General features: G+C 62.6%; 26 protein-coding genes. 11 read left to right on the top strand and 15 right to left on the bottom strand.

Going from position 1 to position 25,114, the window contains the following annotated elements; genetic code table 11:
- Positions 1 to 17: 17 nt before the first annotated feature.
- The 8 genes from C440_RS07645 to ahaH form a co-directional block, all read right to left on the bottom strand.
- Positions 18 to 1,424, bottom strand: coding sequence for an ATP synthase subunit B (locus C440_RS07645; protein ID WP_008319779.1), 1,407 nt, complete (start codon positions 1,422 to 1,424; stop codon positions 18 to 20).
- 4 nt (positions 1,425 to 1,428) lie between these two features.
- Positions 1,429 to 3,189: an ATP synthase subunit A gene (locus C440_RS07650; protein WP_008319780.1), complete on the bottom strand. Its 1,761-nt coding sequence runs from the start codon at positions 3,187 to 3,189 to the stop codon at positions 1,429 to 1,431.
- A gap of 6 nt (positions 3,190 to 3,195) precedes the next feature.
- A complete protein-coding gene (locus C440_RS07655) occupies positions 3,196 to 3,516 on the bottom strand; it encodes a V-type ATP synthase subunit F (protein WP_008319781.1) in 321 nt (106 codons plus the stop codon).
- Positions 3,513 to 4,559, bottom strand: a complete 1,047-nt coding sequence (locus tag C440_RS07660) for a V-type ATP synthase subunit C (protein WP_008319782.1) — start codon at positions 4,557 to 4,559, stop codon at positions 3,513 to 3,515. The genes C440_RS07655 and C440_RS07660 overlap by 4 nt, the downstream gene beginning before the upstream one ends.
- Positions 4,556 to 5,140 carry a V-type ATP synthase subunit E gene (locus tag C440_RS07665; RefSeq protein ID WP_008319784.1) on the bottom strand — a complete coding sequence of 195 codons (585 nt, stop codon included), beginning with the start codon at positions 5,138 to 5,140 and terminating at the stop codon, positions 4,556 to 4,558. Before C440_RS07665 ends, C440_RS07660 begins: the two co-directional genes overlap by 4 nt.
- A 20-nt stretch (positions 5,141 to 5,160) precedes the next feature.
- On the bottom strand, positions 5,161 to 5,418 hold the full coding sequence (locus C440_RS07670; RefSeq protein WP_008319785.1) for a F0F1 ATP synthase subunit C: 258 nt from the start codon (positions 5,416 to 5,418) through the stop codon (positions 5,161 to 5,163).
- A gap of 175 nt (positions 5,419 to 5,593) precedes the next feature.
- Entirely contained in the window at positions 5,594 to 7,804 is a 2,211-nt protein-coding gene (locus tag C440_RS07675; RefSeq protein WP_008319786.1) for a V-type ATP synthase subunit I, read from the bottom strand.
- Positions 7,791 to 8,123 carry an ATP synthase archaeal subunit H gene (gene ahaH / locus C440_RS07680; RefSeq protein WP_008319787.1) on the bottom strand — a complete coding sequence of 111 codons (333 nt, stop codon included), beginning with the start codon at positions 8,121 to 8,123 and terminating at the stop codon, positions 7,791 to 7,793. Before ahaH ends, C440_RS07675 begins: the two co-directional genes overlap by 14 nt.
- A 156-nt stretch (positions 8,124 to 8,279) precedes the next feature.
- On the opposite strand from ahaH, the gene C440_RS07685 reads away from it, so the two are divergent.
- Positions 8,280 to 8,903 carry a methyltransferase domain-containing protein gene (locus C440_RS07685; protein WP_008319788.1) on the top strand — a complete coding sequence of 208 codons (624 nt, stop codon included), beginning with the start codon at positions 8,280 to 8,282 and terminating at the stop codon, positions 8,901 to 8,903.
- Between the two features lie 104 nt (positions 8,904 to 9,007).
- On the opposite strand, the gene C440_RS07690 is transcribed toward C440_RS07685, so the two are convergent.
- Together C440_RS07690 and C440_RS07695 are read right to left on the bottom strand one after the other, a co-directional pair.
- Positions 9,008 to 9,490 (bottom strand): type IV pilin, encoded by a 483-nt coding sequence (locus C440_RS07690; RefSeq protein WP_008319789.1) that lies wholly within the window; start codon positions 9,488 to 9,490, stop codon positions 9,008 to 9,010.
- A gap of 69 nt (positions 9,491 to 9,559) precedes the next feature.
- The gene (locus C440_RS07695) at positions 9,560 to 10,888 is read right to left on the bottom strand and encodes a DUF7094 domain-containing protein (RefSeq protein ID WP_008319790.1); all 1,329 of its coding nucleotides are present in this window, start codon (positions 10,886 to 10,888) and stop codon (positions 9,560 to 9,562) included.
- Between the two features lie 195 nt (positions 10,889 to 11,083).
- Here C440_RS07695 and C440_RS07700 point away from each other — a divergent pair, with 195 nt between their 5' ends.
- The 4 genes from C440_RS07700 to C440_RS07715 all read left to right on the top strand — a co-directional run bounded on the left by C440_RS07700 (position 11,084) and on the right by C440_RS07715 (position 15,142).
- Positions 11,084 to 12,214 carry a helix-turn-helix transcriptional regulator gene (locus C440_RS07700; protein ID WP_008319791.1) on the top strand — a complete coding sequence of 377 codons (1,131 nt, stop codon included), beginning with the start codon at positions 11,084 to 11,086 and terminating at the stop codon, positions 12,212 to 12,214.
- 68 nt (positions 12,215 to 12,282) lie between these two features.
- Positions 12,283 to 13,077 (top strand): electron transfer flavoprotein subunit beta/FixA family protein, encoded by a 795-nt coding sequence (locus C440_RS07705; protein WP_008319792.1) that lies wholly within the window; start codon positions 12,283 to 12,285, stop codon positions 13,075 to 13,077.
- A complete protein-coding gene (locus tag C440_RS07710; protein WP_008319793.1) occupies positions 13,074 to 14,027 on the top strand; it encodes an electron transfer flavoprotein subunit alpha/FixB family protein in 954 nt (317 codons plus the stop codon). Before C440_RS07705 ends, C440_RS07710 begins: the two co-directional genes overlap by 4 nt.
- Positions 14,028 to 14,299: 272 nt before the next feature.
- Positions 14,300 to 15,142, top strand: a complete 843-nt coding sequence (locus C440_RS07715) for a polyprenyl synthetase family protein (RefSeq protein WP_008319794.1) — start codon at positions 14,300 to 14,302, stop codon at positions 15,140 to 15,142.
- A gap of 16 nt (positions 15,143 to 15,158) precedes the next feature.
- Here the strand turns inward: C440_RS07715 and C440_RS07720 are convergent, their stop codons facing one another.
- On the bottom strand, positions 15,159 to 16,292 hold the full coding sequence (locus C440_RS07720) for a DUF373 family protein (RefSeq protein ID WP_008319795.1): 1,134 nt from the start codon (positions 16,290 to 16,292) through the stop codon (positions 15,159 to 15,161).
- A gap of 65 nt (positions 16,293 to 16,357) precedes the next feature.
- The gene (locus C440_RS07725) at positions 16,358 to 18,244 is read right to left on the bottom strand and encodes a S9 family peptidase (RefSeq protein WP_008319797.1); all 1,887 of its coding nucleotides are present in this window, start codon (positions 18,242 to 18,244) and stop codon (positions 16,358 to 16,360) included.
- A 120-nt stretch (positions 18,245 to 18,364) separates the two neighbouring features.
- Between C440_RS07725 and C440_RS07730 the strand changes: the two genes are divergently transcribed.
- Positions 18,365 to 19,360: a radical SAM protein gene (locus C440_RS07730; protein WP_049915525.1), complete on the top strand. Its 996-nt coding sequence runs from the start codon at positions 18,365 to 18,367 to the stop codon at positions 19,358 to 19,360.
- Positions 19,361 to 19,374: 14 nt separating this feature from the next.
- On the opposite strand, the gene C440_RS07735 is transcribed toward C440_RS07730, so the two are convergent.
- Positions 19,375 to 20,034, bottom strand: a complete 660-nt coding sequence (locus tag C440_RS07735; protein WP_008319799.1) for a hypothetical protein — start codon at positions 20,032 to 20,034, stop codon at positions 19,375 to 19,377.
- Positions 20,035 to 20,155: 121 nt separating this feature from the next.
- Between C440_RS07735 and C440_RS07740 the strand changes: the two genes are divergently transcribed.
- The 3 genes from C440_RS07740 (at position 20,156) to C440_RS07750 (ending at position 22,064) form a co-directional block, all read left to right on the top strand.
- Complete coding sequence (locus C440_RS07740) at positions 20,156 to 20,620, top strand: TRAM domain-containing protein (RefSeq protein WP_008319800.1); 465 nt, start codon at positions 20,156 to 20,158, stop codon at positions 20,618 to 20,620.
- 76 nt (positions 20,621 to 20,696) lie between these two features.
- Positions 20,697 to 21,191, top strand: coding sequence for a Tfx family DNA-binding protein (locus C440_RS07745; protein ID WP_008319801.1), 495 nt, complete (start codon positions 20,697 to 20,699; stop codon positions 21,189 to 21,191).
- Positions 21,192 to 21,278: 87 nt separating this feature from the next.
- Positions 21,279 to 22,064, top strand: a complete 786-nt coding sequence (locus C440_RS07750) for an SDR family oxidoreductase (protein WP_008319802.1) — start codon at positions 21,279 to 21,281, stop codon at positions 22,062 to 22,064.
- Between the two features lie 12 nt (positions 22,065 to 22,076).
- Here the strand turns inward: C440_RS07750 and C440_RS07755 are convergent, their stop codons facing one another.
- Both C440_RS07755 and C440_RS07760 read right to left on the bottom strand, forming a co-directional pair.
- Positions 22,077 to 23,081 (bottom strand): mannose-1-phosphate guanylyltransferase, encoded by a 1,005-nt coding sequence (locus C440_RS07755; protein ID WP_008319803.1) that lies wholly within the window; start codon positions 23,079 to 23,081, stop codon positions 22,077 to 22,079.
- A 66-nt stretch (positions 23,082 to 23,147) separates the two neighbouring features.
- Positions 23,148 to 23,432 carry a DUF7091 family protein gene (locus C440_RS07760; RefSeq protein WP_008319804.1) on the bottom strand — a complete coding sequence of 95 codons (285 nt, stop codon included), beginning with the start codon at positions 23,430 to 23,432 and terminating at the stop codon, positions 23,148 to 23,150.
- A gap of 148 nt (positions 23,433 to 23,580) precedes the next feature.
- Between C440_RS07760 and C440_RS07765 the strand changes: the two genes are divergently transcribed.
- Entirely contained in the window at positions 23,581 to 24,519 is a 939-nt protein-coding gene (locus tag C440_RS07765) for a replication factor A (RefSeq protein ID WP_049915526.1), read from the top strand.
- Positions 24,520 to 25,110, top strand: coding sequence for an RPA family protein (locus tag C440_RS07770; protein ID WP_008319806.1), 591 nt, complete (start codon positions 24,520 to 24,522; stop codon positions 25,108 to 25,110).
- Positions 25,111 to 25,114 lie beyond the last annotated feature (4 nt).

Raw genomic sequence — 25,114 nt, forward strand, 5'->3', positions numbered from 1 at the left:
CGTGAGGGTCGCCGGAGTTAGGCTTCCGCTTCGGCAGTCTCGGCTTCTTCGCGGTAGTAGTCCTCGATGAGGTCTTCGTCGATACGGTTGAGTTCGGACTTCGGAAGCATCGACAGGAGGTCCCAGCCGATTTCGAGTGTGTTCTCGATAGAACGGTTCGAATCGAAGCCCTGGTTGACGAACTCAGCTTCGAATCGCTCGGCGAAGTCGAGGTACTTGTTGTCACGCTCGGAGAGCGCTTCACGACCGACAATGTTCACGAGGTCGCGGAGGTCTTCACCTTCTGCGTACGCCGCGTACATCTGGTCGGACACGTCGGCGTGGTCCTCGCGGGTGAGTCCCTCACCGATACCGTCGTCCATCAGCCGCGAGAGAGACGGAAGCGGGTTAATCGGCGGGCGGATACCCTGCGAGTTGAGGTCGCGGTCGATGTAGATCTGCCCTTCCGTAATGTATCCGGTCAGGTCAGGAATCGGGTGCGTGTCGTCGTCACCCGGCATCGTGAGGATGGGAATCTGCGTGACAGACCCTTCGCGTCCCTCGATACGACCCGCACGCTCGTAGAGCTGTGCAAGGTCGGTGTACATGTAACCGGGGTAGCCACGGCGACCCGGAACCTCTTCGCGGGCCGCACCGATTTCGCGGAGTGCCTCACAGTAGTTCGTCATGTCCGTGAGGATGACGAGAACGTGGTAGTCCTTGTCGAACGCGAGGTACTCGGCGGTCGTCAGGGCGAGACGCGGCGTGACCGTCCGCTCGACTGCGGGGTCGTCCGCGAGGTTCGTGAAGACGACGGAGCGTTCGAGTGCGCCCGTGCGCTCGAAGTCTTCCATGAACTCGTTCGCCTCTTCCTGCGTGATACCCATCGCGCCGAAGACCACAGCGAATTCGGAGTCTTCGCCGCTTTCTTCGTCCTCAGGCACCGTCGCCTGACGAGCGATCTGGAGCGCGAGGTCGTTGTGGGGAAGTCCCGACGCAGAGAAGATGGGGAGCTTCTGTCCACGAACAAGAGTGTTCATGCCGTCGATGGCTGAGACGCCAGTCTGGATGAACTCCTCTGGGTACTCGCGGGAGTACGGGTTGATTGCCGCGCCGACGATGTCACGGCGTTCGTCGGGAACGATTTCGGGGCCGCCGTCGATCGGCTGGCCGGACCCGTCGAGCACGCGACCGAGAAGGTCCTCGGTTACGGGCATCTTGAGGGTCTCACCGAGGAACTTGACGGACGCGTTCCTGTCGATACCGGTCGTGCCTTCGAACACCTGAATTGCGACGACGCCCTCGCTGGATTCGAGGACCTGTCCGCGCTTGGTTTCGCCTTGAGGAGTCTCGATTTCGACGATTTCGTCGTAGCCAATCGGCTCGTCAACCTCGGCGAACACCAGCGGGCCGCTGATTTCGGTGATAGTCTGGTATTCCTTCATGGTCTCAGTACAGCTCGCGGAGTTGCTCAGTGATCTCTGCTTTGAGGTCCTCGATGTACGCATCCCAGTCTTCCTGCACACCGATGCGGTTCAGCCGGGGAGCCGCCTCGATGGACTGAATTTCCTCGACGGGGACGCCGGCTTCGAGCGCCTTGAACGCCTCGTCGTTGAATTTGTGGATTGCGGTGAGGATACCGTACGTCTTCTCGGGTTCGCAGTACGTGTCCGTCGGGTGGAACGCGTTCTGCTGGAGATACGCCTCACGGAGGTAGCGAGCGACTTCGAGCGTCAACTGCTGGTCCTCCGGCAGGGCGTCCTTACCGACGAGCTGAACGATTTCCTGAAGCTCACTCTCCTCGTCGAGCACGTCAACCGCCCACTGGCGCTCTTCGGGCCAGTCGTCCTGGACGTTTTCGACGAACCACGGGTCGAGTTGCTCTCGGTAGAGGGAGTACGACTCGTTCCAGTTAATCGCCGGGAAGTGCCGACGTTCTGCGAGGTCCGCGTCGAGTGCCCAGAACGTCTTCACGATACGCAGAGTGTTCTGCGTAACCGGCTCGGAGAAGTCGCCGCCCGGCGGCGAAACCGCGCCAATGACAGAGACGGAGCCTTCCTGACCGTTGACGGTCGTGAAGTAGCCTGCACGCTCGTAGAACTCGGAGAGACGCGCGGCGAGGTACGCGGGGTACCCCTCTTCGCCGGGCATCTCTTCGAGACGCGAGGAAATCTCGCGCATTGCCTCTGCCCACCGGGAGGTGGAGTCGGCCATCAGCGCGACGTCGTAGCCCATGTCGCGGTAGTACTCCGCGATGGTGATTCCGGTGTAGATGCAGGATTCGCGGGCCGCCACGGGCATGTTGGACGTGTTCGCAATGAGCGACGTCCGCGCCATAAGCGGGTTGCCCGTCTTCGGGTCGTCGAGTTCCGGGAAGTCCTCGATTACCTCGGTCATCTCGTTACCGCGCTCACCACAGCCGACGTAGACGACGATGTCAGCGTCGGCCCACTTGGCGAGCTGGTGCTGTGTAACCGTCTTTCCGGACCCGAACGGACCCGGAATCGCGGCCGTTCCGCCCTTTGCGATGGGGAACAGCCCGTCGAGGATGCGCTGACCGGAGACGAGCGGTTCGCGGGGCGTCTTCTTCTCCGCAGACGGACGCGCCTTCCGAACCGGCCACTCCTGGTGCATCGTGATTTCTTCGCCGTTGTCGAGTTCGACGACCGCCTCGGTGACGGAGAACTCGCCTGCTTCGGCGACGGCGACTTCGCCGCCTTCGAAGTCCGGCGGGACCATGACCTTGTGTTCGATGGTCACGGTTTCGGGAACGGTCCCGACGATGTCACCGGGGGCGACTTCGTCGCCTTCGGAGACCGTCGGTTCGAACTCCCATTTTTTCTCCAGGTCGATACCGGGTGCGTCGACACCGCGGTCGAGGTACGGCGAGTCCATCTTGGACTCGAGAACGTCCAGCGGGCGCTGGACACCGTCGTAGATGGCGTCCAGCATCCCGGGACCGAGGTCGACGGTTAGCGGTTCGCCCGTACTCTCGACGGGTTCGCCGGGACCGACACCGGAGGTCTCTTCGTACACCTGAATGGTCGTGAGGTCGCCCTCAATTTCGATGACCTCGCCCATTAGTCCTTCGTCGCCTACGTAGACGACGTCGTTCATACGGGCGTCGAGGCCACGGGCGGTCACGACCGGACCACTCACGCTTGCGATGACTCCGTCTTCACGAACGGAACCTTGTGTTGCCTGACTCATGTTTGGTTATTCGTCCATCAGATCGATACCGATTGCTCTCTTGATCTGGTCGCGGAGACCGCTCGCACCACCGGAACCGCCGAGCGTCACGAGCGTTGGCTCGATGCTTCGCTCGACGGATTGGCGGGCGTTGCGCGAAAGGTGGTCGAGGTCGCGTTCGTGCATCACGATGATGCCGACGTCTTCGTCCTCGAGCGTGCGCATAACGGCCTCGTCGAGTGCTTCGTCCTTTTCTTCGTTCGGGACGTTTTCGAACTTACGGACGCCCGCAAGTCGGAACCCCGTGGTGAAGTCCGGACTGCCGATAACTGCGATTTCCTGGCTCATAGGATGACCAGCTCCTCCTCGATTGCATCGGGGCCGAGCCCTGCCTCGCGGCCACGGGCAATCGCCCGGATGTTATCGACCTCGCGCTCCTTGGCGAGGATATACGAGACGATTGGGGTGACAGACAGCGGATACACGTGTCCGAGCGAGTCACCGTACTCTAAGAGTGCCGCGTCGAGGGCACGTTCGAATCCGATGAGGCTGTCTGCGTCTTCGAGGTCCGAAAGCGCCTTCGAGAGACGGTCACCGTATTGGCTGTCGCGTATCTTCGAGACCAGTTCGTCCGGACTGGTCGCCAGTGCCGCAAGTTCCGTCGCCCGGAACAGCGTTCCGCCCTCGATGAAGTAGTCAACCGGGTCGAGGTCAGCGCCACTGCGGGCGATTCGAAGCGCGTTGCGGGCGTTTCGGAAGTCGATTTCTGCTTTGAGGAATTCGCGGTACTGCTTGGCTTCTTCGCCGACGACCAGCCCTTCGAGCAGTCGCTCGTAGAAGGCGCGGTCAACCGCGTTTTCCAGGGGCACGAGAACGCCAACCTCTTCGTAATCCTCGTAGGCGGCCGCGAGGCCGTCTCCGAAGATCGTGCCGGAAAGGAGGTCAACGACTTCTTCGAGTTCGCTCGCATCAAGCAGACGCGAGAGAAGTTTGTCGTCGAACTCGCCGGCACGGATGAGGTCCGCTTCGACTTCATCGCGTGGCGCCTCGGAGTAGATACCACGGATGATGGTCTTGACGTTCCATGCGTCGAATTTGCGGAGGTACCGTGCGATGAGGTCGTAGAGGCGGCCACCTGCCCAGTCGAGGATGTCGTTGAACTGCTTCGCCAGATTCTGGTTCAGCGCGTACTCGATGAGGTCAACACCGGAGAATCGACTCCCCAGCGCATTGATCTCGGTCTCGTACTCCGACTCCTCCATGAATCGGGCAATCTCGGCCGGCCCCATACGGACCAGTTTACGGTACTCCTCGTCTCCGAACAGGGCACTGCGTCGCGCTCGAACACGAGCGATAACGTATTCCGGATTCGAGCCGCCTGCAGTGCTCATTGGTCGTCAAACAGTCGCGTACTCACTTCTTTCAGGTTGTCCTCCCAGACTGTGTCGAGGACCGAGTCGAAGGTGTTGTTCACCCGAACACGCGAGTTCGCGCCTTCGACCACGACGCCACCGAGGCAGTCGCGCTCACCGGCGACTTCGTACCCGTCGTAGTCGGCGAGGATGGTTTCGAGCATGTCAGCGTCCTCGTCACGGCCGTAGACGCTCACTTCGTCTTCATCTTCGAACTCGACCGCGGCAGCATCGAGTAGCGAACGCGTAAGCTCTTCGCGGCGGTCGCCTTCGAACTCGGCAAGTTCGCGTTCGACCTGCTCGCGGACGCGCTGCAGGACGTCACGGCGTGCGCCGAGTCGTGCCTGCTTGGCTTCGAGCTTCGCACTGGAAAGCGCCTGTTCGCGCTCCCGTTCGATCTGCTGCTCGACGTCTGCCGTACGCGATTCGAGGATGTCTTCGGCATCGGCCTCGGCTTCGGCGATGATAGCGTCCGCCTGTTCTTGGCCGTCCTGCCTGATTTCCTCTGCGCGTGCGCGGGCTTCGTCTCGGATATCCTCAACGACGTTATCCAAACTCATAATGGGAAAGGGAGGGGTGCTTAGGCCGCGAAAACAACGACCAGTGCGAGGATGACGAGAGTTTCGGGGAGGACCGTAAGGATCAGCCCGTTGACGAAGAGACCCTCGTCCTCGGCGATGGCACCCATCGCAGCGGAACCGATACCACGCTCGGCGTATCCGGCTGCGAAGGCGGCGATACCGACCGAAAGGGCCGCCGCAGCGTCGGCGGTGATAGCGGGCGAGGAAGCGGCTTCACTCTGCAGTGCAGTCATGAGGGGTTCAATTGCTTCAATCATTGTGTGTTCCTGAGTACCGGATTGTCGTCTCCGAACGTTCGTATGTGTTGCAAGCCTTCTCATAAAGGTTCCCAAAATAATCGGGTGAAATACGGCATTCGGGCGGCTGTCGTCGGTGATTCCGGGAGAGCCGTCGCTATCGAAGCGGTCGATAAAGAAGGTACCGCCTGTTCACTCAGTCTTCGGTCGTGAACTGACGGTCGTAGCCGAACGGTTCGTACTCGCGGCCACCGCCCTCGAAGAACTTGCCGAAGAACTCGACGTATTCGAGACGGACGGCTTGCAGACCCGCACTCGTGACACCGAGCGCGAGGACGACGATGTGGCCGACGACGAGGACGAGCAGTCCACCGACGACGCCAGCCGCGCCGGAGTGGAACAGCCCGCCGAATAGGACGTTGGTCACTTCGTATCCGTGGTAACTCAGCGTTTCACCCGGAGCGAGCGCCGCCACAGCGGTGGCGTCGGGCATTCCGCCGAGGCCGAAGTGCCACCCGCCGTGGTCGTCAACGTACACACCGAAGACGAGTAGGTTGACTGCGAACGCCATCGACGCCTTAGCGATGAGGACAGCGCCGAGACGAGTGTACGACAGGACGTTCGAGAGCACGGCCGCGAACTCGGCGAGTTCAGCGGGCTCTGCCAGCGCCAGCAAGAGCGCACCGAATAGGTAGAGTCCGAATCCACCCCAGCCGACAGTGTACGAGAAGCCCGAGAAGCCGATCGGGAGAAGCCCGCCACTGGCGAACGTCGTGAACAGGAATTCGGGGGGAACACCACCGAGGGCATCACTGAAGACCCAAATCCACAGGCCGTTCAGCATGAGAATCCACGAACCGGTTTCGAGGATTGCCTCCTTCGCACCGTGGAGTTGCGACTTCTCGACGAAGTCGAAGATGTAGCCGACGTTCAGATGCAGGATACCGACGACGACGCTCACGGTGAGCCACGCGAGTGCCCACTCGGAGGTAGCCGGCGAGAGACCCTTCTCGATCGGCGGGTGAGACATGTGGAGCATGCCTTCCCAGAAGTACTCCGTGATGAGGTGGAATCCGAATATTTCCCCGTAGAGGATGCCGAATATCGTGGTGAAGATACCGGCCGCAATCGTCATCCCGCCCATACTCTTGAACGCGTCAGAGTCGAAGCTCGCGTAGAGGTAGTACCCGATAGCGGTGTAGATGAGACCGTATCCGAAGTCCCCGATCATGAACCCGAAGAACGCCGGGAACGTCAGGAAGAGGATAATGGTCGGGTCGAACTCGTGGTAGTTCGGTCGGTTGACCGCCTGCACGAGGAGTTCGAACGGCTTGACTGCGCCGCTGTTGTTCTGGATGACTGGCGGTTCATCATCGGACATGACGACGGACCCGCCGTCGGTTGCGGCGGCGGTGCCACCACTTTCCGGAACCTCTTCGCGCGCGTGGTCGTGGCCATCGCGGGAGAACTCCGCGCGTTCGATTTCTTCGACATCGACGTGCTCGCCGACGATAGATTTCAGTTCGCTGGCGAAGCGATTGTAACGCTCGGTCGGAATCCAGCCTTCTGCGACGAAGGCGTTTTCGGTCGTCGCAAAGGACAACGGCGCTTCCGTCTTCTGGACGTCGATTGAGAGGCGCTCCTCGGCCGCGAGGAGGAACTCGCCTTCTTCGACCGCGAGGTCGTGAAGTTCTGACTCGACGGTTTCGAGCTTCGATTCGAGCTCGCGCTTTCGCTGTTCAAGTTCGCGGATGTGGTCTTCCGGGCTTCCCGAAGCGTCCGGCACATCGAGCGTCGTGAACTCGACGCCGACGAGCGCGTCCGTGAGCGCCATTTCTGAGGCGTCCTCGACCGGGCGGCCGAAGATGGCGTGGGTGCGCTTGCCCGAGAAGATTTCGTACGCGTTGATGTCGGGCGAATCGACGACTGCGCGCTCGATGGCCTCGCGTTTGCCCTGTCCGACGACGACCTGCAGGGTGTCGTACCCCGAAAGCAGGTCGAGGTCGAGTCCGAGGTCAACGAACGGCTCCATCGCGTCGATTTCTTCGTCCACCGACCGGAGCTTGTTTTCGAGCTCGGAGCGGCGGTCGTCCAGTTCGTTGACCTCGGCCCGAATCTCTTCGAGCGGCTCGCCGAGTGCGTCGTCCGGGACGATGCGCTGGCGACCGGCGTCGGAATCTTCGACACCGAGGATACTCTTGAGCGAGCGAACGGTGACGAGTTTATCGGAGGCGCTCTCCGCGCCCTCGATGGGCGTCCCCGTCTCGAATCCGAACTCCTCCTGCCACGAACCGTCGTACTCGGTGACGTGAAGCAGTCGGAGATCGTGGACAGTCTCGATGACCTCGGGCATGACGCCCTTCGAACCGGTCACCGAGACCTTGCTCATTTGCTCAGGTCTGAGCATTAACCGCCTCCTCGAATTTGCCGATGGCGTACTCGACCGCGTCGTCGATGTGGTCTTCCGCCTCGGCGACCAGTTCGTCACGGGCTTCCTCGCCTTCTTCGAGGATGCGTTCCCGCTCCGTCTCTATCTCCGCGCGTCCCTCCTGCAGACGCTCGGCTTCGAGTTCGTCAGCCTCTTGTTCGGCCTCGGAGCGAATCTCATCGGCTTCGCGGCGCGCCTCCGCGACGAGCTCCTCACGTTTGGCCTCGGCCTCTTCAACGATGTCGTCGGCCTCCTGCTCGGCCGTTTTGATTCGTTCGAGAACCTCTTGTCTCGGCATACTCGTATCACAGGAACGTTGCACAAGCGCTGTATAAGGTGTTTGCGGAAAGTCTGTGACAGACATTCCAGAATGGCGAGATAAATCGCCCGTCCGAGTGCCGAACTGCGCCGCGAATCCGCACCGTTATCATCGGTGAGTCCTAATCCCGGCGCGATGGGAGTCCTCGAAAACAAAGCGCGGGCCCGCCTGTTCTACAAGTACCTCTCGAAGGTGTACGACCAGGTGAACCCGTTCATCTGGAACGAGGAGATGCGCGACGAGGCGCTCGAAATGCTCGATATCGAGCAGGGAGACCGCGTTCTCGACGTCGGGTGCGGTACCGGCTTCGGGACCGAGGGACTGCTCCGCTACACCGACGACGTACACGGCCTCGACCAGAGCATCCACCAGATGCAGAAAGCGTGGAAGAAATTCGGCAAGAACGACGAAGTTCGGTTCTACCGCGGCGACGCCGAGCGTCTTCCTTTCGCCGACGACACGTTTGATGTCATCTGGTCGTCCGGGTCGATCGAATACTGGCCGAACCCGGTCGTCGCACTCGAAGAGTTCCGCCGAGTGGTGAAGCCCGGACACAAGGTACTCGTCGTCGGTCCCGACGACCCGAAATCCGGCGTCTTCCAAAAGCTCGCCGACGCAATCATGCTCTTCTACGACGAGGACGAAGCCGACCGAATGTTCGAAGCCGCTGGCTTCGTCGATATCGAACACCACATCCTCCAACGCCAGCCCGGTAGCCCGCGTGCCATCGTGACCATCGCACGCGCGCCAGAGGAATAAGTTCGGCCGCACGTTCTCACGGAGAGTCAGCCCGCGTTCTCACGGTCTCGGTCTCACAGTCCGGTCGCACGTTCAGTAGCTTCTTGTCACCGACAGACGGGAGTCTACGAAGCCGTCGCTCGAAGCACCGCGACCGGCGTCTCGTCGTCGTAGACGCGAACGACTACCGACGACCCGGTCGTGATGTCGGGGTCGTTCGTCCCGGCGAGTTCGAGAGTCGCAAGCTCTCCGGCGGTCCACTCCGAATCGGCCGCCGCGTTGAACGGTCCTGTCGGTCCCGGTCGGAATCCCGTCGCCGAAAAGAATGGGACCGGCGGTTGGTGCGCGAGCGTCTCGCCATCGACCGAGATACGAACACTGAGTGTCGCCACGTCGAGCGGCGCACCGCCCTCGTGCGTTATCGAGAGTGTTTCGTCGGAGACCGAAAGCGACAGCGCCGTCGGTTGTGCCGGCGATGGGGACGACTCAGCGACCTCGAACGCGGCGACGCCGACGACGCCGGCAATGACGACGACGATGCCGACGAGAAGGACGCTCCCGATGAGAATAGAAGAGCCACGAGTCGAACGGTGGAACTGACGGAACATCGAGAGTGTGTGGTCCCGGCATGCGATAAGAACGTTCGTCAGCGTCCGGGTCGATGATTCGAAACGCCGCTACGCCGGGATTGGAGTCCCGGGAGTTGGTGCCGGTGTCGTCTCCCCGTCGGGCGTCGAGTTGGACTCCCCGGTCGTGTTCGTCGCAAGCCCGGGGATAGTCGTCGGCGACGTGGTAAGGACGACCGCCGAGTTACCCTTGATGACGGTGATAGTGAACGTCTCAGACGGCGAGACGGTCCAAATCGTCCCGTCGGGACCGGTGTGTCCGACCAGCGTGCTCTCTTGGCTAGCTTCGAGTCCAAGCGTCACGTTCGCATCGACCGGCGTGTCAGTCTCGGTCTCGTTCAACTGGATTCGGAGCGGACCGCCGGGATAGGTTCGATACGCCGTAAGCGAGAGACCGTCTTTAACCTCCGTCGTTGGCGTAGTCAGGGAGACACCCCTGAGCGGTCGGCGCTGGGTCTCTTTGAACACTTCTCCGCTTCCGGCGTCAACGTACGCCGCCAGTTGTCCGCTATTGTAATTGATGCGCACGCGATGGCTGTTGCCAGCGCTGATGACGTTCGTCCCGTTTTGAGCTGAACGGCTCGAATAGACGGCCGGGTAGTTGTCCGCGACGATACCGAGCGCGTCTTCGTACGTGACTGTGCTCCGGTCGCGGTCCCGGAGGTCGGCCCGGTACGCTTCGCGGATGTACTCGCCGTCCGCGACGACGCTGAGAACGACGCCAGTGTCGCTCGTTCGGACGGAAAACCGCGTCGGGTCCGAGCGCCCCGTCATGACGGCGACGGCGTGTTTTCTGACGGGACCGGTGAACGTGTCGAGTTCGCGTTCGAGCGCCGCAAGCCGAGCAGACTCGATAGAGAAATCAGGCGTCTCAGTTGCGAGGCTACGAAGCTCGATACGGCGTTCGTTGAGACCGCGTGCTTCGGCGTCGATACGGGCGAGTTCGACGAGCAGTTCGCGTGCGGAGATTTGGTCGTCGTTGAACGCTTCTATGACCGACCGCTGTGTACTCTGGAGGGCGATAGCCCGCTGTTCGATGCGGTTTATTTCGTCGAGAATCAACTGCTGGCGGATGCTGTCGTCGTTCGCCGACTCGATCCGCTCGATAGATGCGCCGGTTTGTATCTGCCCTCCGGATCTGAGCGCCGCGAAGTCGAGCGATGGGCCAAGGTCAACGTGTTGCGGCTCGACTGTCGCTTGCACGATAGCCGACTCGGGAATGTCGAGGACGCGAACCGTCTCGTTCGACACCTGTTGAGTCTGCGTGGGCGACGTCCCGTTGAGAGCCGGGGTCTGCCCCGAGACAGCGTCGGGACCGACCGCACCGAGAACCGGCGACGCCACCAGAAGAATGGCGAGGACGAACGGAAGGGCCTTCATCGACGTTGGATACACGATGGCAGTACTAAAATGACCCTCTTACGAGTTGCCAGTCCACGAAACGGGCTGTGTCGAGACGCCCGTGGGGCCGACGTTTCGACTCAGTTACAAAATGCTAACAGTAACCAATAGCGACGGAACGCGGCGTTGAGTCGATGGAAAGCGTTTTCATCGCCGGACGAAACGGATTCACGTATGCGGAGTGTCGCCCTCATCGTTGTCCTCTCCCTCATCGTCGCCGGTGTTGCGGCACCAGTCTCGACAGCCGGCGCTGTCACAACCGACACTCATAGCGCTGACACGGCGGCTCTCGACCGGACTCCTCTCGTCGCCCAACAATCGACGCTCGAACGGACGCCGAGGACCGAGATTCTCATCGAGCTACAGAACGACCGGTCCGCCGATTGGCGCATCGAGATGTACTACGAACTCGACACGGAAAACGAGACGACGGCGTTCGAGGAGTTCGCGCGGCGGTACGAACGAGGATCGGCGGACGTCGGTCTGGACGCCGACCTGTTCGAGCGGGTCAGCCAGACGGCCGAAACGCAGACTCAGCGGTCGATGACGATTCAGAACACCACGCGGAGAGGATACGTCAAAAACGGGACGGGCGTGCTCGTTTTAACGTTTACGTGGACGAACTTCTTAGAGCAGACTGACCAAGGACTGCGCCTCGGAGACGCGTTCGCCGCGGGGAACGGTGAGACGTGGGTGACGTCGCTTCGTTCGAACCAGAATCTCACCATCCAAAGCCCGCCGGGCTACACGGTCAACAGTACCAATCTCCCGCTGGAAAACCGGGCGCTCGTCATCGAAGGGCCGACGAGAATCGACTCGCCGGACCAGCTGGCGGTGACGTACGACTCGACCAGAGAGTTACCGGTCGGACTCATCGGAGGCGGTACCGTCGCGGCCGTCGTGTTGATTGCGGGCCTGATTGTCTACCTGCGTCGCCGTCCGTCGGGCCGCGAGCGACCACAGACGGAGCCGCAACGCGAACCCCAGAGTGAGACGAGAGACGAGCAACCGTCCGAGCCGCGAGACGAACCAGCGCCAACACTCGAATCCGAGGACGAAGACGAAGCGAGCGAAACGCAGGATATCGACCTCGACCTGCTCTCGGACGAAGAGCGCGTCGAACTGCTCTTAGAGCAAAACGGCGGACGGATGAAACAGGCGAATATCGTCAAGGAGACGGGCTGGTCCGACGCGAAAGTGTCGCAACTGCTGTCGGCGATGGCCGACGAAGGACGGGTCGAAAAGCTCCGTCTCGGCCGCGAAAACCTCATCTCGCTCCCTGACGAGGACGAAAACACGGCATAACGACCGCCCGCGCTGACGACGGCGACGGTGCGAAAACGTTTATTCGCCCCCGTCGGTAGGGAACGTTGATGAAAGTTCTCGTAACCGTCAAAGAGGTTGCCGAGGTGGAGGAGGATTTCCAACTCGACGGCCTCCGCGTAGCAGAGCAGTACCTCGACTACGACCTCAACGAGTGGGACGAGTACGCGGTCGAAGCGGCGGTTCAAATCGCCGAGGAGAACGACGATGTCGAAGTCGTCAGCGCGACCATCGGTCCCGAGCGCTCCGAAGAGACCATCCGCATGGCGCTCGCCAAGGGTGTTGACCGCGCGGTGCGCGTGTGGGACGACGCGCTCGACGACGTTGATCTCCTCGACGTGGGCGCGAAGACGCGACTGCTATCGGCGGTCGTCGAAGAAGAAGACCCGGACCTCGTTTTGACGGGCGTTCAGGCGAACGACGATAGCTTCGGCGCGACCGGCGTCTCGCTCGCGTCGGCGATCGACTTCGAGTGGGCCGCCGTCGTCAACGACCTCGACCTCGACGTTGACGGTGCTGTCGCCAACGTCCGCCGCGAACTCGAAGGTGGCGTCGAAGAACTCACCGAAGTTGATCTGCCCGCCGTGCTCACCATCCAGACCGGTATCAACGAACCGCGCTACGCGAGTCTGCGCGGAATCCGTCAGGCTCAGTCCAAAGAAATCAAACCCATGACGCTTTCTGACCTCGGACTCGACGGGTCGGCCGTCGAATCCGACCTCGTGCTGACCGACGTGTACGAACCGGAGACCGAATCCGACGCGACGTACTTCGAGGGCGATGCAGGAACGCAGGCCGCCGAACTTGCGACCGTCCTCCGCGAGAAGGGGGTGGGTTCCCAATGAGCGACGTACTCGCCATTACGGAACACCGCCGTGGCGACCTCCGCGACGTCTCCTTCGAACTCGTCACCGCGGGTGCCGACCTCGTCGGCGATACCGGCGGCGACCTCCACCTCGCCGTTATCGGCGGCGACGTGGACGGCTTCGCCGAAGCACTCTCGCTCGACGGCGTGGACACGATTCACACAGTCTCCGAGGGAGACGAGTTCAACCACGACGTGTACGTGCAGGCCATCACAGCGCTGTACGAGGAACTCGACCCGACCTACATCCTCGCAGGCAACACCGTCAACGGTCTCGACTACGCGCCCGCAGTCGCCGAAGCGCTCGACCTCCCGCTCGTGACCGACGCCGTCGGACTCCAGAACGACGGGACGCTCGAAGTCACCCGCGAGATGTACGCCTCGAAGGTCGAATCGACCGTCGAAGTCGATGCCGACCGCGCCGTAGTCACTATCCGTCCGAGCGAGTGGGACGCCGCGGAAGCCGCTGGCGAACCCGCCGTCGAAGCGTTCGACTTCACTCTCGACGAGTCTCGCGTGCGCTCGCGCGTAACTGGATTCGAAGAGGTCGGCGGCGGCGACGTCGATATCTCGGAGGCGGACGTGCTCGTCTCCGTCGGCCGCGGTATCGAAGAAGAAGAGAACATCGAACTGGTCCAGAACCTTGCCGACGCCCTCGGTGCAACCCTGTCGTCTTCGCGCCCAATCGTTGACAACGGCTGGCTCCCGAAGGACCGACAGGTCGGCCAATCCGGCAAGGTCGTGACCCCGAAGGTCTACCTCGCGGTCGGTATCTCCGGTGCAGTCCAGCACGTCGCCGGGATGAAAGGTGCCGAGACGATTATCGCTATCAACACCGACCCCGACGCACCCATCTTCGACATCGCCGACTACGGTATCGTCGGCGACCTCTTCGACGTGGTTCCGGAACTCATCGAACGGTTCGAATAACTCACCTCGTTTTTGATCCATATTTTTGCGGCCGCGAACCCGTGAGCGGCCGGAGAAAAGGAGGTCGCACGCGGTTCCGGAAACGCATCGAGCAGTTCGGGGAATACCCAATTCGGTCGCCAGTCGTTTTTACAGGTCGAGAACGAATGAGCCGGGGAGCAATCCCCGTAGAAGTACGCCGGGAGTGTGCGACGAAATCGGGGCCTGAACCCCGGTCGCTCGGTTTCTCGAAATCCGGTACGTACTTCCCTACCCAACACTACGAACCGACAATGGAATACCTGGAGCGCCGGGTCACGATGGTAAACGACCGCCTCGAAGAGGTCGTCTCGGCGGTCGAGCCGTCGGAACTCGCCGACCAACTCGACCACGTCGCTCTCGCGGGGGGCAAGCGCGTCCGCCCCGCCGTGACCATCCTCGCCTGCGAGGCCGTCGGTGGGTCCCCCGAAGACGCCGTCGATTTTGCCGTCGGCGTCGAACTCGTCCACAACGCCTCGCTCGTCATCGACGATATCATCGACCGGTCCGATATCCGCCGCGGCACCCCGAGCGCGTGGGCGGCGTACGGATACGGGCCGTCTATCATCGCCTCCGACGGCCTGCTCGGCGAAGCGTTCGCGTTGCTGTCGTCCAGCGACCGCGCGACCCGCATCGTCGCCGAGTCGATGGTCGAACTCGGCGAGGGCGAGGCGACCGAACTCGTCGCCGTGCCGTCGAACGAAACGGAGTACATGCAACTAGCACACAGAAAGACGGGCGCACTCTTCCGTGCCGCCGCCGAACTGGGCGCGGTCGCGGCCGGCGGCGACGCCCACGTCGTCGAAGCCTTCGGTGACTACGCCGCCCGCGTCGGCGTCGCCTTCCAGATTCGTGACGACGTGCTCGACGCGACCGCCGACGCCGAGGAGTTAGGGAAGCCGACCGGACAGGACGCCGAGATGGGCCGTCCGTCGCTCGTACAGGTGACCGACTTGACGCCCGAAGAGGCGAACCGCCGCGCGCGACAGCAGGCCGACGAAGCGCTCAATGCGCTCGACTCGTCCGGCGTTGACGACTCGGAACCGCTGGAATATCTCCGCGACCTCGCCGAGTTCGTCATCGTCCGCGAAAGCTGAGGCGTGATGGGCAGTCTTAGGCCGGTTGTTCGCCGTCGTTCTCGGCGCTCGTCGGGAAGTGGGCTTCGACCACTGCGAAGGTGAGTGTGCTCAGCACACCGAGGAGCGTGCCGACCGTGAGTGCGACGGCGAGGCCGGTGAGTTCGAACGTTTGGACGCCGTCGATTCCCGCGGGGAGGAAAAATCCGGAGAGTGCGTAGAGCACGATTGCGATGGCCGAGACGTAGAACGGAGCGTTGAGGTAGCGCCACTTGAAGCGGTCGTGGAGGTACTCGTCCGTGACTTGCCCGAGACTGCTCGTGATACCGGCGGCCGCGAACCACTCGACCGCCCCGTGGACGAGCGCGGCGAGAATGAGACCTGGGGCAGGGTCGCCGTTGACGCTTCCGGAGACGTTCTGGAAGAGGTCGTATCCGCGGACGCCACCGACGACGAGCAAGGCCGCGGCGGCGACATAGGTGATAATCGTGACGCGACCGGTGTAGAGGACGTTTCTGGCTCTGTTGGCGGCCTCGTCCACGGCGGATTCGAGACCGAGGCCGCGGAAGAGCGTATACAAGCCGAGAAGCGCCGAGATGAGACCGAGGACGACGGCTCCGGGAACGTCGAAGAGACTCGCAATGGTGACGAACGGGTAGATGAGAAGCAGGATGCCGAGCGGGACGAGGATGGTCCCGCGGGTTTCGGGGTCGGCGAGAACCTGTTTCATCGTGTAGTACATGGATTCGAGGTTCTGTGCCTGTCTGACAACGACCCGACGAACGCCGTCGATGGGGACGCGAGAGCGGATGACCGGAAGGACGGATTCGTCCTGTGCGCCGTCGGTGATGACGATAGCGTGGACGGACTCGCCAGTCGAGATACTGGCGAGAACGGTGTCTATCTCCGCACCGATTTCCCGGTTGGCCTTCACGTCGCTTCCTTCCACCCCGGTAACGGCGGCGACTTCGACCTCCTCGTCTTCGTCTTCGAGGAGTTGGTCGTGAACCTGAATCCCCTGAAAGAGAACGTTCACGTCGGAGTCCTCGGGGTCGGCAGTGGCGAGTGCCACCGCGGCGTCCTCGACGTTCTGTCGGCCGACGACGGGCGTATCGAGTCCCGTCTTGCGGCCGAGGTCGTCGTCGAGATCGACACAGAGGACCAAGAGCATCGTTGATGCCTATGCCACGGGGATATATCTGCTTTCGGGGAACCGTCCGCGGGCGGCGGGTTCGGTCAGTCGTCGGCGGTCACCGTCGTCGGCTCAACGCGTCGGTCGAGGAAGTCCGCGAGCAGTTCGAACGTCCGAGTCTTCTGGTCGATGTCCGACGAGGCGTGTCCTTCGTCGCCGAGTTCGTGGTACTCGTAGTCTGTTCCCTCCTCGTAGCCGTGTTCGTCGAGCGCGTCGCGGAACAGTCGCGCCTGCGAGATTGGGACGCGCCGGTCGTTGACGCCGTGGAGGATACATAGCGGCGCATCGACGTTCTCGGCGTGCGTCGTCGGCGACCGTTCCGTGTACAGGTCGGCGTTTTCCTCGGGGTCGCCGAGATACAACTCCATCAGTCGCGTCTGGAAGTGCGGCATCGTGTTGTCGTACATGTCGTGGAGGTCGGAGACACCAATCCACGCGATACTGGCGGCATAAAGGTCGGGATACTGCACCGACTGCCAGTACGCCGAGTAGCCGCCGTAGGACCCGCCGAAGACGACGACGCGGTCTTCGTCCAGCCAGTTGTAGGTGTCGAGGACGTGCTCGACCGCGGTTGCGACGTCGCCCTGTTCTGCGCCGCCCCAATCGTCGAACAGTTCCTCGACGAACTCGCGTCCGCGCCCGGTCGAACCGCGGTAGTTGACCTGGAGGACAGAAAAGCCACACTGAATCAAAAACTGCGTGTAGAGACTGAAGGACTTAGAGTCTCTCGCGCGTGGCCCGCCGTGAGGGTTCACGACGAGCGGCGATGGACGCCGACCGGAGTCGTAAAACAGCGCGCCGATTTCGAGTTCGTCGTACGGGTCGTGAGAGACGGCCTTCGCGGGTGTCTCGGGGACGCCGTCGGATTCGAAACGGATGTACTCGGCGTCGGCGAAATCGTCCGTCGAAAAGTCGCCGTGGTCGGCTTCGAGAAGCGTCTCGCGCTCGTCGGTCGAAACGTCGTACGCGACGAGTTCGGTTCGACGCGTCGGCGTCGTGTGGCTCACCAAAACGCGGTCGTCGTTGAGGCGTCGTTCACTCCGCATGCCGAACCCGGAGACGCCGTCGGGTAGGTCGAAGACGCTGACATCGCCGGAGCGAACGTCGTAGACGACCGGCACCGTCGCGGCGTGGGACGGTCGCGTCGCCAATATCGTTCGGCCGCCGTCAACGAACGAGACGGGTACCTCCTCGTAGTCGCCGTCGCCGAACCACGTTACCTCGTCGGCCGCGAGGTCGTAGACACCACAGCGGTTCAGCCCCGGCGAGTCGTCCGAGAGTAACAAGCGTTCGCCCTCGGGACCCCAGTCGGTAGCCGCCGTTTCAGCACCGGTTTTCCCGAGGTCGAGTCTCCGTGGGTTCGAGCCGTCGATGTCGGCGATGTAAACGTCGAGGTTGGCGGTATCGGCGGCTTCGTTCGCGCCGTAGACGACGCGCTCACAGTCGGGCGAGAGGTGAGCGAACAGGACGGCTCTGTCGTAGTCGGTGAGTTTCGTCGTCTCACCGGTCGGTAGGTCGTGGCGATAGAGGTTCATCTGTCCGTCGCGCGTCGAACCGACGAGCAACGTCTCGCCGTCGTCGCCGACGTCGTAGAGGCTGTTTTGTCCGGGGAGTTCGACGACGGGGTCGACGGTTCCACCCCGGTCGAACGCGTAGATGTCGTTTTGCTCGTCGCCAGCCTCGTCGAGATGGAAGAACACGCGGTCGCCGTCGGCATCCCACGCGATGGGCCATCTGGCGTCTCGGGGCACTTCGCCGTCGCTCCACTGGTCGAGGTCGCCGGTCTCGGCGTCGAGAATGTGCAGTTCGTTTCGTCCGGTTCCGTCGTAGTAGAGGGCGATTTCGTCGCCGTCGGGGGAGACAGTAGGGTGGCGGACCGTCGGAAGGCTTGCCAACCGTTCCAACACGTTCGTGTCGTCAGATGTTGACATACATACATCACGATTTTGGGGTGTATTCAGTCTATTGTCTGCGTGTGAAAAACAGACAGACGGTACGAAGCACGTTTCGCACGGTTTTTGCACGTGGGACGTATATCGTGTGTTCAACGAATGATCTCGAAGGGCTGCGAACAGTGCGCCATGGGCGGAAAGATGGTGATGTTCGTCTACGGGTACTGCGACCAGCGCGATTGTTTCTACTGCCCGCTCGGCGAGAATCGCAAGAACGTGACCGACGTGTACGCCAACGAGCGACTCGTCGAATCGGACGAAGACGTCATCGAGGAGGCAAAGCGCATGGACGCCCTCGGCTCTTCTATCACCGGCGGCGAGCCGCAAGAGGCGCTCGACAAGACGTGTCACTACATCTCGCTTCTGAAGGACGAATTCGGCGAGGACCACCACATCCATCTCTACACCGGCATTCCCGGCGGCCGCGAGAACATGCGTCGTCTCGCCGAGGCCGGACTGGACGAGATTCGCTTCCACCCGCCGCTCGAACTCTGGGGCGATATGCACGGGACCGAGTGGGAGGATATTCTCTACATCGCCCGCGAAGAGGGACTCACTCCGGCGTTCGAGATTCCGGGCATCCGCGCCGAACAGGAGTTTCTCGACTTCCTCGACGAAGGAGCCGCGGAGTTCTGTAACATCAACGAGTTCGAGATGTCCGACGGAAACTACCGCCGGATGCAGGAGAAGGGCTACGAGCTACAGGACGGTCACATGTCGGCGGTCGATGGCTCGAAGGAAGCGATTCTCGACGCGATGGGCGACCACGAGCGCGTCTACTTCTGTACCTCCGTGTTCAAAGACGCCGCACAGCACCGCAATCGCCTCAAGCGCATGGCACAGAACCTGCGTCGGTCGTTCGACGAGGTGACAGAAGACGGGACGCTGGTCTACGGAAAGACCTACACGCCGGCAGAGCGCTTTATCGAACTCGGCGTTCCCGACGAGTTCTACAGCATCAAATCGAATCACGTCGAAGTCGCGTGGTGGCTCCTCGAAGAGATGATAGAGGAAGGCGACATCGAAGACGGTGAAATCGTCGAGCAGTACCCGACCTACGACGGGACGGTCGTCGAGCGAACGCCGCTGGCCTGACGGCCGCGCAGATTCTACTCCTCGCGCGTAATCGCAACGAACAGACTCGGCGCAAGGATGAGCGCCGCGGCCGTCGCCGTCGTTGGCGCAAGCGGGAGGCGCATCACGATGCTGAGCCACGCGACTGCGACACCAGCGAGTACCCCGGCAACGATACTGAGACGGCGCTGGCGGTGGGTGAGTCGCAGGCCGCGAGCGTCGGCGTAGAGCGCGCCCGGGAGTCCGACTAGCAGACCGACGACAGCATTGAGAGTCCCGAAGAGCGGTGCGGAGGCGAGAAACGTCGCGCCCACGGCGGCAGTCACCGCGAGTGTCTGTCCAGGCGACAGCGGGTTGACGTCGGCACCGAAGTGCGTGGCGTAGGCGGCGGGCGGAAGCGCGACGACGAGACTGGCGACGACCCCCGAAAGGATGTCGTCGGGACGTTCGAAAAGCGCAACGAGAAGCATCACGACGCCGAGGACGGCACCGAAGACGGTGACGAGACGGGGCGAGAGCGCCTCGGTCGGGTTGTCAGAGCGGACGACGCCAAAGGCGGCGAAAGGGTAACAGACGACCACGCCGGAGAGGAGTGAGCGAAACAACTCGCCGGTGAGGACGACGCCAGAGACGACCGCCGAGAGGCCGAGAAACACACCGACGAGGAGGGCAAATTCGGGGACGCGCTCGGTCACGTTGTGGGGTTGGTTCGAGCGACAGAAAGAGTTTCGGGGCGAGAGACAGTCGAGAACGGAGGTCTGAGAGGGCGGCGACCTACCCGCAAGCGTTTAGAGTGACCATAGTGTACCTCCCGGCATGTCGGACTGTCCACTCGCGGACGACTGCCCGAGTTTCTCAGAGCGAATCAAAGGGATGGGGTGTCAGTATTACGGCGACCGTGGCGGTGCCGAGTGGTGTGACCACTACGACCGGCCTATATACGAACTGAAACAACAGCCCGTCAAACCGGGCGAAGAAGTCATCGTCACCGTCGAAGACATCCACGAGAGCGGTGCTGGCGTCGGTCGAACCGAAGACGGGTTCATCGTCTTCGTCGATGGACTCCTCCCGGACGCGCGAGCGGTCGTTCGAATCGACCAAGTCAAGGGAAGTCACGCCCGCGCGAAGAAGGTCGTCGAGCGACTGCCGTTCGAAGAAGACGAATCGGCCAATATCGAGACCAACACCGACGTCGAATCTGAGACCACCCACGAAGCCGACCGCGACGGACCAAAGCGACCGGAAGCACTCGGAAGTAGGGACAACTTCTGGGGCGAATAACGACAGCCCGCTTCCGACTTTCGGTGGACAGTCAGCCTGCTGTATCTTTTTCCGCACCCGCGACCGACTCCGTGGTATGAGCGATGTCGGACGCGACGACGAGACAGTTCCCGACGCAGACGACCTCCTCGATGAGGCGGGGTTCGACCCCGAACGGAGCGTCCTCACCCGCCGACAGGCCGAAGTTCTCGCGCTACGCGAACGTGGGGTCCGCCAAGCGACGATTGCTGACCGCCTCGGAACCTCGCGTGCGAACGTCTCCAGCATCGAATCGAGCGCCCGAGACAACGTCGAGAAAGCCCGAGAGACCGTGGCGTTCGTCGGCGCGCTCACCGCGCCGGTTCGCGTCGAAATCCCGGCCGGAAGCGACCTCTACGACGTCCCGACGCAGGTGTACGACGCCTGCGACGACGTCGGCGTGAAAGTGAGCCACGCCGCTCCGGACCTGATGAAAGTCGTCTCCGACGCCGCCGGCGACGCGGTCGCAGGGCGCGAAGTCAGAGAACGACTGTTCGTCGGCGTCACGAACGATGGACAGGTTCGCGTCCGCCGACAGGCGAACGACCGATAAGCGGTACAACGGAGAACCGGTCGAGATGCGGTCGCCGAGACTGTCTCGATGCTGGGCGTTTTTATTCAGGGGTTCGACGCATCACCCATGGACCTCGGAATCGACGGCGACACGGTTGTCGTAACGGCAAGTTCGGCCGGTCTCGGACGTGCGAGCGCCGAGGCACTGGCCGACGAAGGTGCGAACGTCGTGATTTGTGGCCGCGACCCGGAACGCCTCGCCGACGCAGAAGCCGAACTCGCCGACCTCGCTGGGGACGTGCTCGGCGTCGAAACGGACATCACGAGCAAGGCAGATATCGACGCGCTCGTCGAGGCCGCAGTCGAGGCGTTCGGTGGCATCGACCACGTCGTCACCTCGGCGGGAGGTGTTCCTCCGGGCGGCTTCGCCGACACGACCGAAGAAGCGTGGTACGGCGCGTTCGACATGCTCGTCATGAGTGCCGTCTGGACGGTCGAGGCGGCCCGTCCATACCTCGAAGCGAGCGACGCCGGAACCATCACCTGTATCACTTCCACGACGGTCAACGAAGTCGCCGACGACCTCATCCTCTCGAACGCGGTCCGACGCGGCGTCATCGGTCTCGTGAAGTCGCTCTCGCGGGAACTCGCTCCGAGCGTTCGCGTGAACGCCGTCCTCCCGGCCGCGCACGAGACGAGTCGGATCGAAGAATTAGTAGAGGCTAGCGTCGAGCGCGGCGACCACGACACCTACGAAGCGGGCCTGCAATCGTGGGCCGACGACATCCCGCTCGGGAGAATCGGCGGCCCGCGCGAACTCGGTGACGTGGTCGCGTTCCTCGCCAGCGACCGCGCGAGTTTCGTCACGGGTGCGTGCATCCCGGTGGACGGCGGCCGACTGCGGAGCGCCTGAACCCCCGACGGCTTAGAATCGGCCGCGTTCTTTCAGTCGGGCGACGACGTCACGGACCCGCTGTGCTTCGGCTTTCGGCACGACGAGTACCCGGTCGCCCCACGATACGACCGCGAGGTCAGAGACGCCGACGAGGGAGACGTTCGCGCCGTCGGTGGCGACGACGTTGTCTGCGGCATCGACGAACACCGGGTCGTCACCGAGCGCGACGTTGCCCTCCGCGTCGGCGTCGAAGATTCGTTCGAGGGCGTCCCACGAGCCTAAATCGTCCCACTCGAAGTGGACCGGAACGACCGCCGCGTCGGCGGCGCGTTCCATGACGGCGTAGTCGATACTGACCGGTTCAACGGTCTCGAACCCGCCGTCGATGTCGCCCGCGTCGAGGGCATCCACGAGCGGACCGAGCGGCGAGTCGGTGGCCGCGGAAAACAGCGCCTCGGGCGTCCACGCGAACATTCCGGCGTTCCATAGGTAGCCCTCCTCGACGTATCGGGTCGCGGTGTCGGCGTCCGGCTTCTCGTGGAAGGCGTCGAGGTCGTGGTAGTCGCCGCGGTCCAACCCCGGCTCGATGTAGCCGTAGCCGGTATCGGGTCGCGTTGGTTCGACGCCGAAGGCGACGAGACGGTCGGTGTCGGCGGCGACGCGCGCGCCCCGAACCACGGCCTCGGCGAAGCCGTCGCCGACGTGGTGGTCACTCGGAAGGACGGCAACGACTGGGTCGTCGTACAACTCGGCGATTCGGTGGGTCGCGTAGACGAGCGCCGGGCCGGTGTCTTTCGCCGCGGGTTCGACCACGACATCGGCGTCGGGAGCGTGGTCGGATATCTCGTCGGCGAACGCCGGCCGCGTGGAGACGACGACGTGGTCGGCGAAATCGGCGCGAGAGACAGTTGCTGTGAGGAGCGACTGGTCGTCACCGAGAGGGAGGAACTGCTTTGGGCGGTCGCTTCTGCTCGCGGGATACAGGCGCGTGCCGGTGCCGCCGGCGAGGACGAGTGCGACGAGTGGGCGGTCCATATCGGCGGGTGGTGCTACAACCACAAAATCCTACCACGTCTCCGAACGCCGAGCAATCTCACGGGATTACCACGTCTCGACGACACCCTCTCGGATATCCTCGACACAACCCTGACAGTCGGGATGGTCGGGGTCGAAACACGCCGGACGGCCCGCCGCGTCGATGGCGGCGGCGCGGCGCTCGACGTGTCTGCGACAGACGATTTTCGCTCGACCGTCGTCGTCGCGGGGGAGCGAATCGAGCGCGGCCGGTGAGTTGCGCCCGTCCCGGTAGGCGCGCTTGACCTCCTCGTAGCGCTTGCCGGCGTTTCGGGCGGCGCTTCGAATGATGCTTTCGAGGCGGTCGTCCATGTCCGACCATGCGTGCGCCGTGGCTATCAATTCCTCGCTCTCAGAGACTCACGCTTTACTTTCACTCCGGCTCAGACATTTTTATATGAGTACGCGGCCAACGTCCGTATGCCTCCCAATGGAAACCAAGGTGGAGGCGAGGTAGACCATGACTGATTTGCGAAGCCACGCAGTGGAGATAGCCGAACAGTTCTCGGACCATTTAGACGTGTCCGCGGACGAGGTCGAAGAACGACTAGAGAGCCTCGTCAGCGAGTACCGCGTCCCCGTCGATGAAGCACGCCGGAGTGTCGTCAACAGTTACCTCGACGAAGCAGGTATCGAACGCGACGAACTCGGCGGCGGCGGTGCCGGCGGTAACGAACAGACCCTGCTCAACGATATCGACGAGGACGAACAGTGGGTTGACGTGCGCGCGAAGGTCGTCGAACTCTGGGAACCCCGGAGCGAGGCCATCGCGCAGGTCGGCCTGCTCGGTGACGAATCCGGCCGGATGAAGTTCGTCTCGTTTACCACGTCGGAACTTCCCGAACTCGAAGAAGGCGTCTCGTACGCTCTCGGGAACGTCGTCACCGACGAGTACCAGGGCAACTTCTCCGTGAAACTCAACCGAACGACGAGCATCGCGGAACTCGACGAGGAGATCGAAGTCGGCGACGACTCGACCACCGTCGAAGGCGCCCTCGTGGACATGCAGTCCGGGAGCGGCCTCATCAAGCGGTGCCCCAAAGAGGACTGTACGCGCGTCCTGCAAAACGGACGCTGTTCAGAACACGGCAACGTCGAAGGCGAGTTCGACCTTCGAATCAAGGCCGTCGTGGACGACGGCACCGAAGTTCACGAAGTCATCTTCAACCGCGAGATGACCGAAGCACAGACCGGCATCGAACTGGACGAGGCGAAGCAAATGGCCATGGACGCCCTCGATACCACCATCGTCGAAGAGGAGATGCGCGGAGACCTCGTGGGGTTCTACTACCGCGTTACCGGCCCGACGCTCGGTCGGTACGTACTCGCTAACGAAGTCGAACGCCTGAGCGAACCAGCAGACGCCGAAGAACTGCTCATCAAAGCGAGGTCGATGTAAATGAGTGCTAACGATATTCCCACCCGAGAGGTCGCCCGGCGCGTCTTCGCACAGGAGTTCAACGACGCCGGTTACACGTTCAAGGAATCCGACGACGAGCGCGCACCCGTCTACGTGCTTCTGCCGACGGGTGAGCGCGCGAATCGCATCTTCCTCGTCGGGACGCTCACCGAGAAGGAAGACGTCGGCGAAGACAACGAGTACTGGCGCGGCCGTATCGTCGATCCGACGGGGACGTTCTTCGTCTACGCCGGCCAGTACCAGCCAGAAGCCGCGAGCACGCTCCGCGACCTCGATGCCCCCGCCTACGTCGCAGTCGTCGGCAAGCCCCGGACCTACGAGACCGACGACGGCACCATCAACGTCTCCGTCCGGCCCGAATCCATCACTGAAGTCGATGCGGCGACGCGCGACCGCTGGGTGACAGAGACGGCCGAACAGACGCTCGACCGCATCGACGCCTTCGACGACGACGGCAACGAGTACGCGCGGATGGCCCGCGAGCACTACGACCTCGACACCGACGAGTACAAACGCGTCGCCATCGCCGCGCTCGAAAGCCTCGAACAGGCCGACGAGTTGAACGCGTAACCAC

This window comes from Haloferax mucosum ATCC BAA-1512, from assembly GCF_000337815.1.
GTDB lineage: Archaea > Halobacteriota > Halobacteria > Halobacteriales > Haloferacaceae > Haloferax > Haloferax mucosum.

Bases quoted from the DNA above. Each gene is read 5' to 3' on its own strand.
- C440_RS07765 (WP_049915526.1), top strand. From the start codon at position 23,581: ATGACTGATTTGCGAAGCCACGCAGTGGAGATAGCCGAACAGTTCTCG.
- C440_RS07725 (WP_008319797.1), bottom strand. From the start codon at position 18,244: ATGTCAACATCTGACGACACGAACGTGTTGGAACGGTTGGCAAGCCTT.
- C440_RS07730 (WP_049915525.1), top strand. From the start codon at position 18,365: ATGATCTCGAAGGGCTGCGAACAGTGCGCCATGGGCGGAAAGATGGTG.
- C440_RS07690 (WP_008319789.1), bottom strand. From the start codon at position 9,490: ATGTTCCGTCAGTTCCACCGTTCGACTCGTGGCTCTTCTATTCTCATC.
- C440_RS07695 (WP_008319790.1), bottom strand. From the start codon at position 10,888: ATGAAGGCCCTTCCGTTCGTCCTCGCCATTCTTCTGGTGGCGTCGCCG.
- C440_RS07655 (WP_008319781.1), bottom strand. From the start codon at position 3,516: ATGAGCCAGGAAATCGCAGTTATCGGCAGTCCGGACTTCACCACGGGG.
- C440_RS07670 (WP_008319785.1), bottom strand. From the start codon at position 5,418: ATGATTGAAGCAATTGAACCCCTCATGACTGCACTGCAGAGTGAAGCC.
- C440_RS07750 (WP_008319802.1), top strand. From the start codon at position 21,279: ATGGACCTCGGAATCGACGGCGACACGGTTGTCGTAACGGCAAGTTCG.
- C440_RS07685 (WP_008319788.1), top strand. From the start codon at position 8,280: ATGGGAGTCCTCGAAAACAAAGCGCGGGCCCGCCTGTTCTACAAGTAC.
- C440_RS07645 (WP_008319779.1), bottom strand. From the start codon at position 1,424: ATGAAGGAATACCAGACTATCACCGAAATCAGCGGCCCGCTGGTGTTC.
- C440_RS07665 (WP_008319784.1), bottom strand. From the start codon at position 5,140: ATGAGTTTGGATAACGTCGTTGAGGATATCCGAGACGAAGCCCGCGCA.
- C440_RS07740 (WP_008319800.1), top strand. From the start codon at position 20,156: ATGTCGGACTGTCCACTCGCGGACGACTGCCCGAGTTTCTCAGAGCGA.
- C440_RS07660 (WP_008319782.1), bottom strand. From the start codon at position 4,559: ATGAGCACTGCAGGCGGCTCGAATCCGGAATACGTTATCGCTCGTGTT.
- C440_RS07710 (WP_008319793.1), top strand. From the start codon at position 13,074: ATGAGCGACGTACTCGCCATTACGGAACACCGCCGTGGCGACCTCCGC.
- C440_RS07700 (WP_008319791.1), top strand. From the start codon at position 11,084: ATGCGGAGTGTCGCCCTCATCGTTGTCCTCTCCCTCATCGTCGCCGGT.
- C440_RS07715 (WP_008319794.1), top strand. From the start codon at position 14,300: ATGGAATACCTGGAGCGCCGGGTCACGATGGTAAACGACCGCCTCGAA.
- ahaH (WP_008319787.1), bottom strand. From the start codon at position 8,123: ATGCCGAGACAAGAGGTTCTCGAACGAATCAAAACGGCCGAGCAGGAG.
- C440_RS07650 (WP_008319780.1), bottom strand. From the start codon at position 3,189: ATGAGTCAGGCAACACAAGGTTCCGTTCGTGAAGACGGAGTCATCGCA.
- C440_RS07755 (WP_008319803.1), bottom strand. From the start codon at position 23,081: ATGGACCGCCCACTCGTCGCACTCGTCCTCGCCGGCGGCACCGGCACG.
- C440_RS07720 (WP_008319795.1), bottom strand. From the start codon at position 16,292: ATGCTCTTGGTCCTCTGTGTCGATCTCGACGACGACCTCGGCCGCAAG.
- C440_RS07705 (WP_008319792.1), top strand. From the start codon at position 12,283: ATGAAAGTTCTCGTAACCGTCAAAGAGGTTGCCGAGGTGGAGGAGGAT.
- C440_RS07745 (WP_008319801.1), top strand. From the start codon at position 20,697: ATGAGCGATGTCGGACGCGACGACGAGACAGTTCCCGACGCAGACGAC.
- C440_RS07770 (WP_008319806.1), top strand. From the start codon at position 24,520: ATGAGTGCTAACGATATTCCCACCCGAGAGGTCGCCCGGCGCGTCTTC.
- C440_RS07675 (WP_008319786.1), bottom strand. From the start codon at position 7,804: ATGCTCAGACCTGAGCAAATGAGCAAGGTCTCGGTGACCGGTTCGAAG.
- C440_RS07760 (WP_008319804.1), bottom strand. From the start codon at position 23,432: ATGGACGACCGCCTCGAAAGCATCATTCGAAGCGCCGCCCGAAACGCC.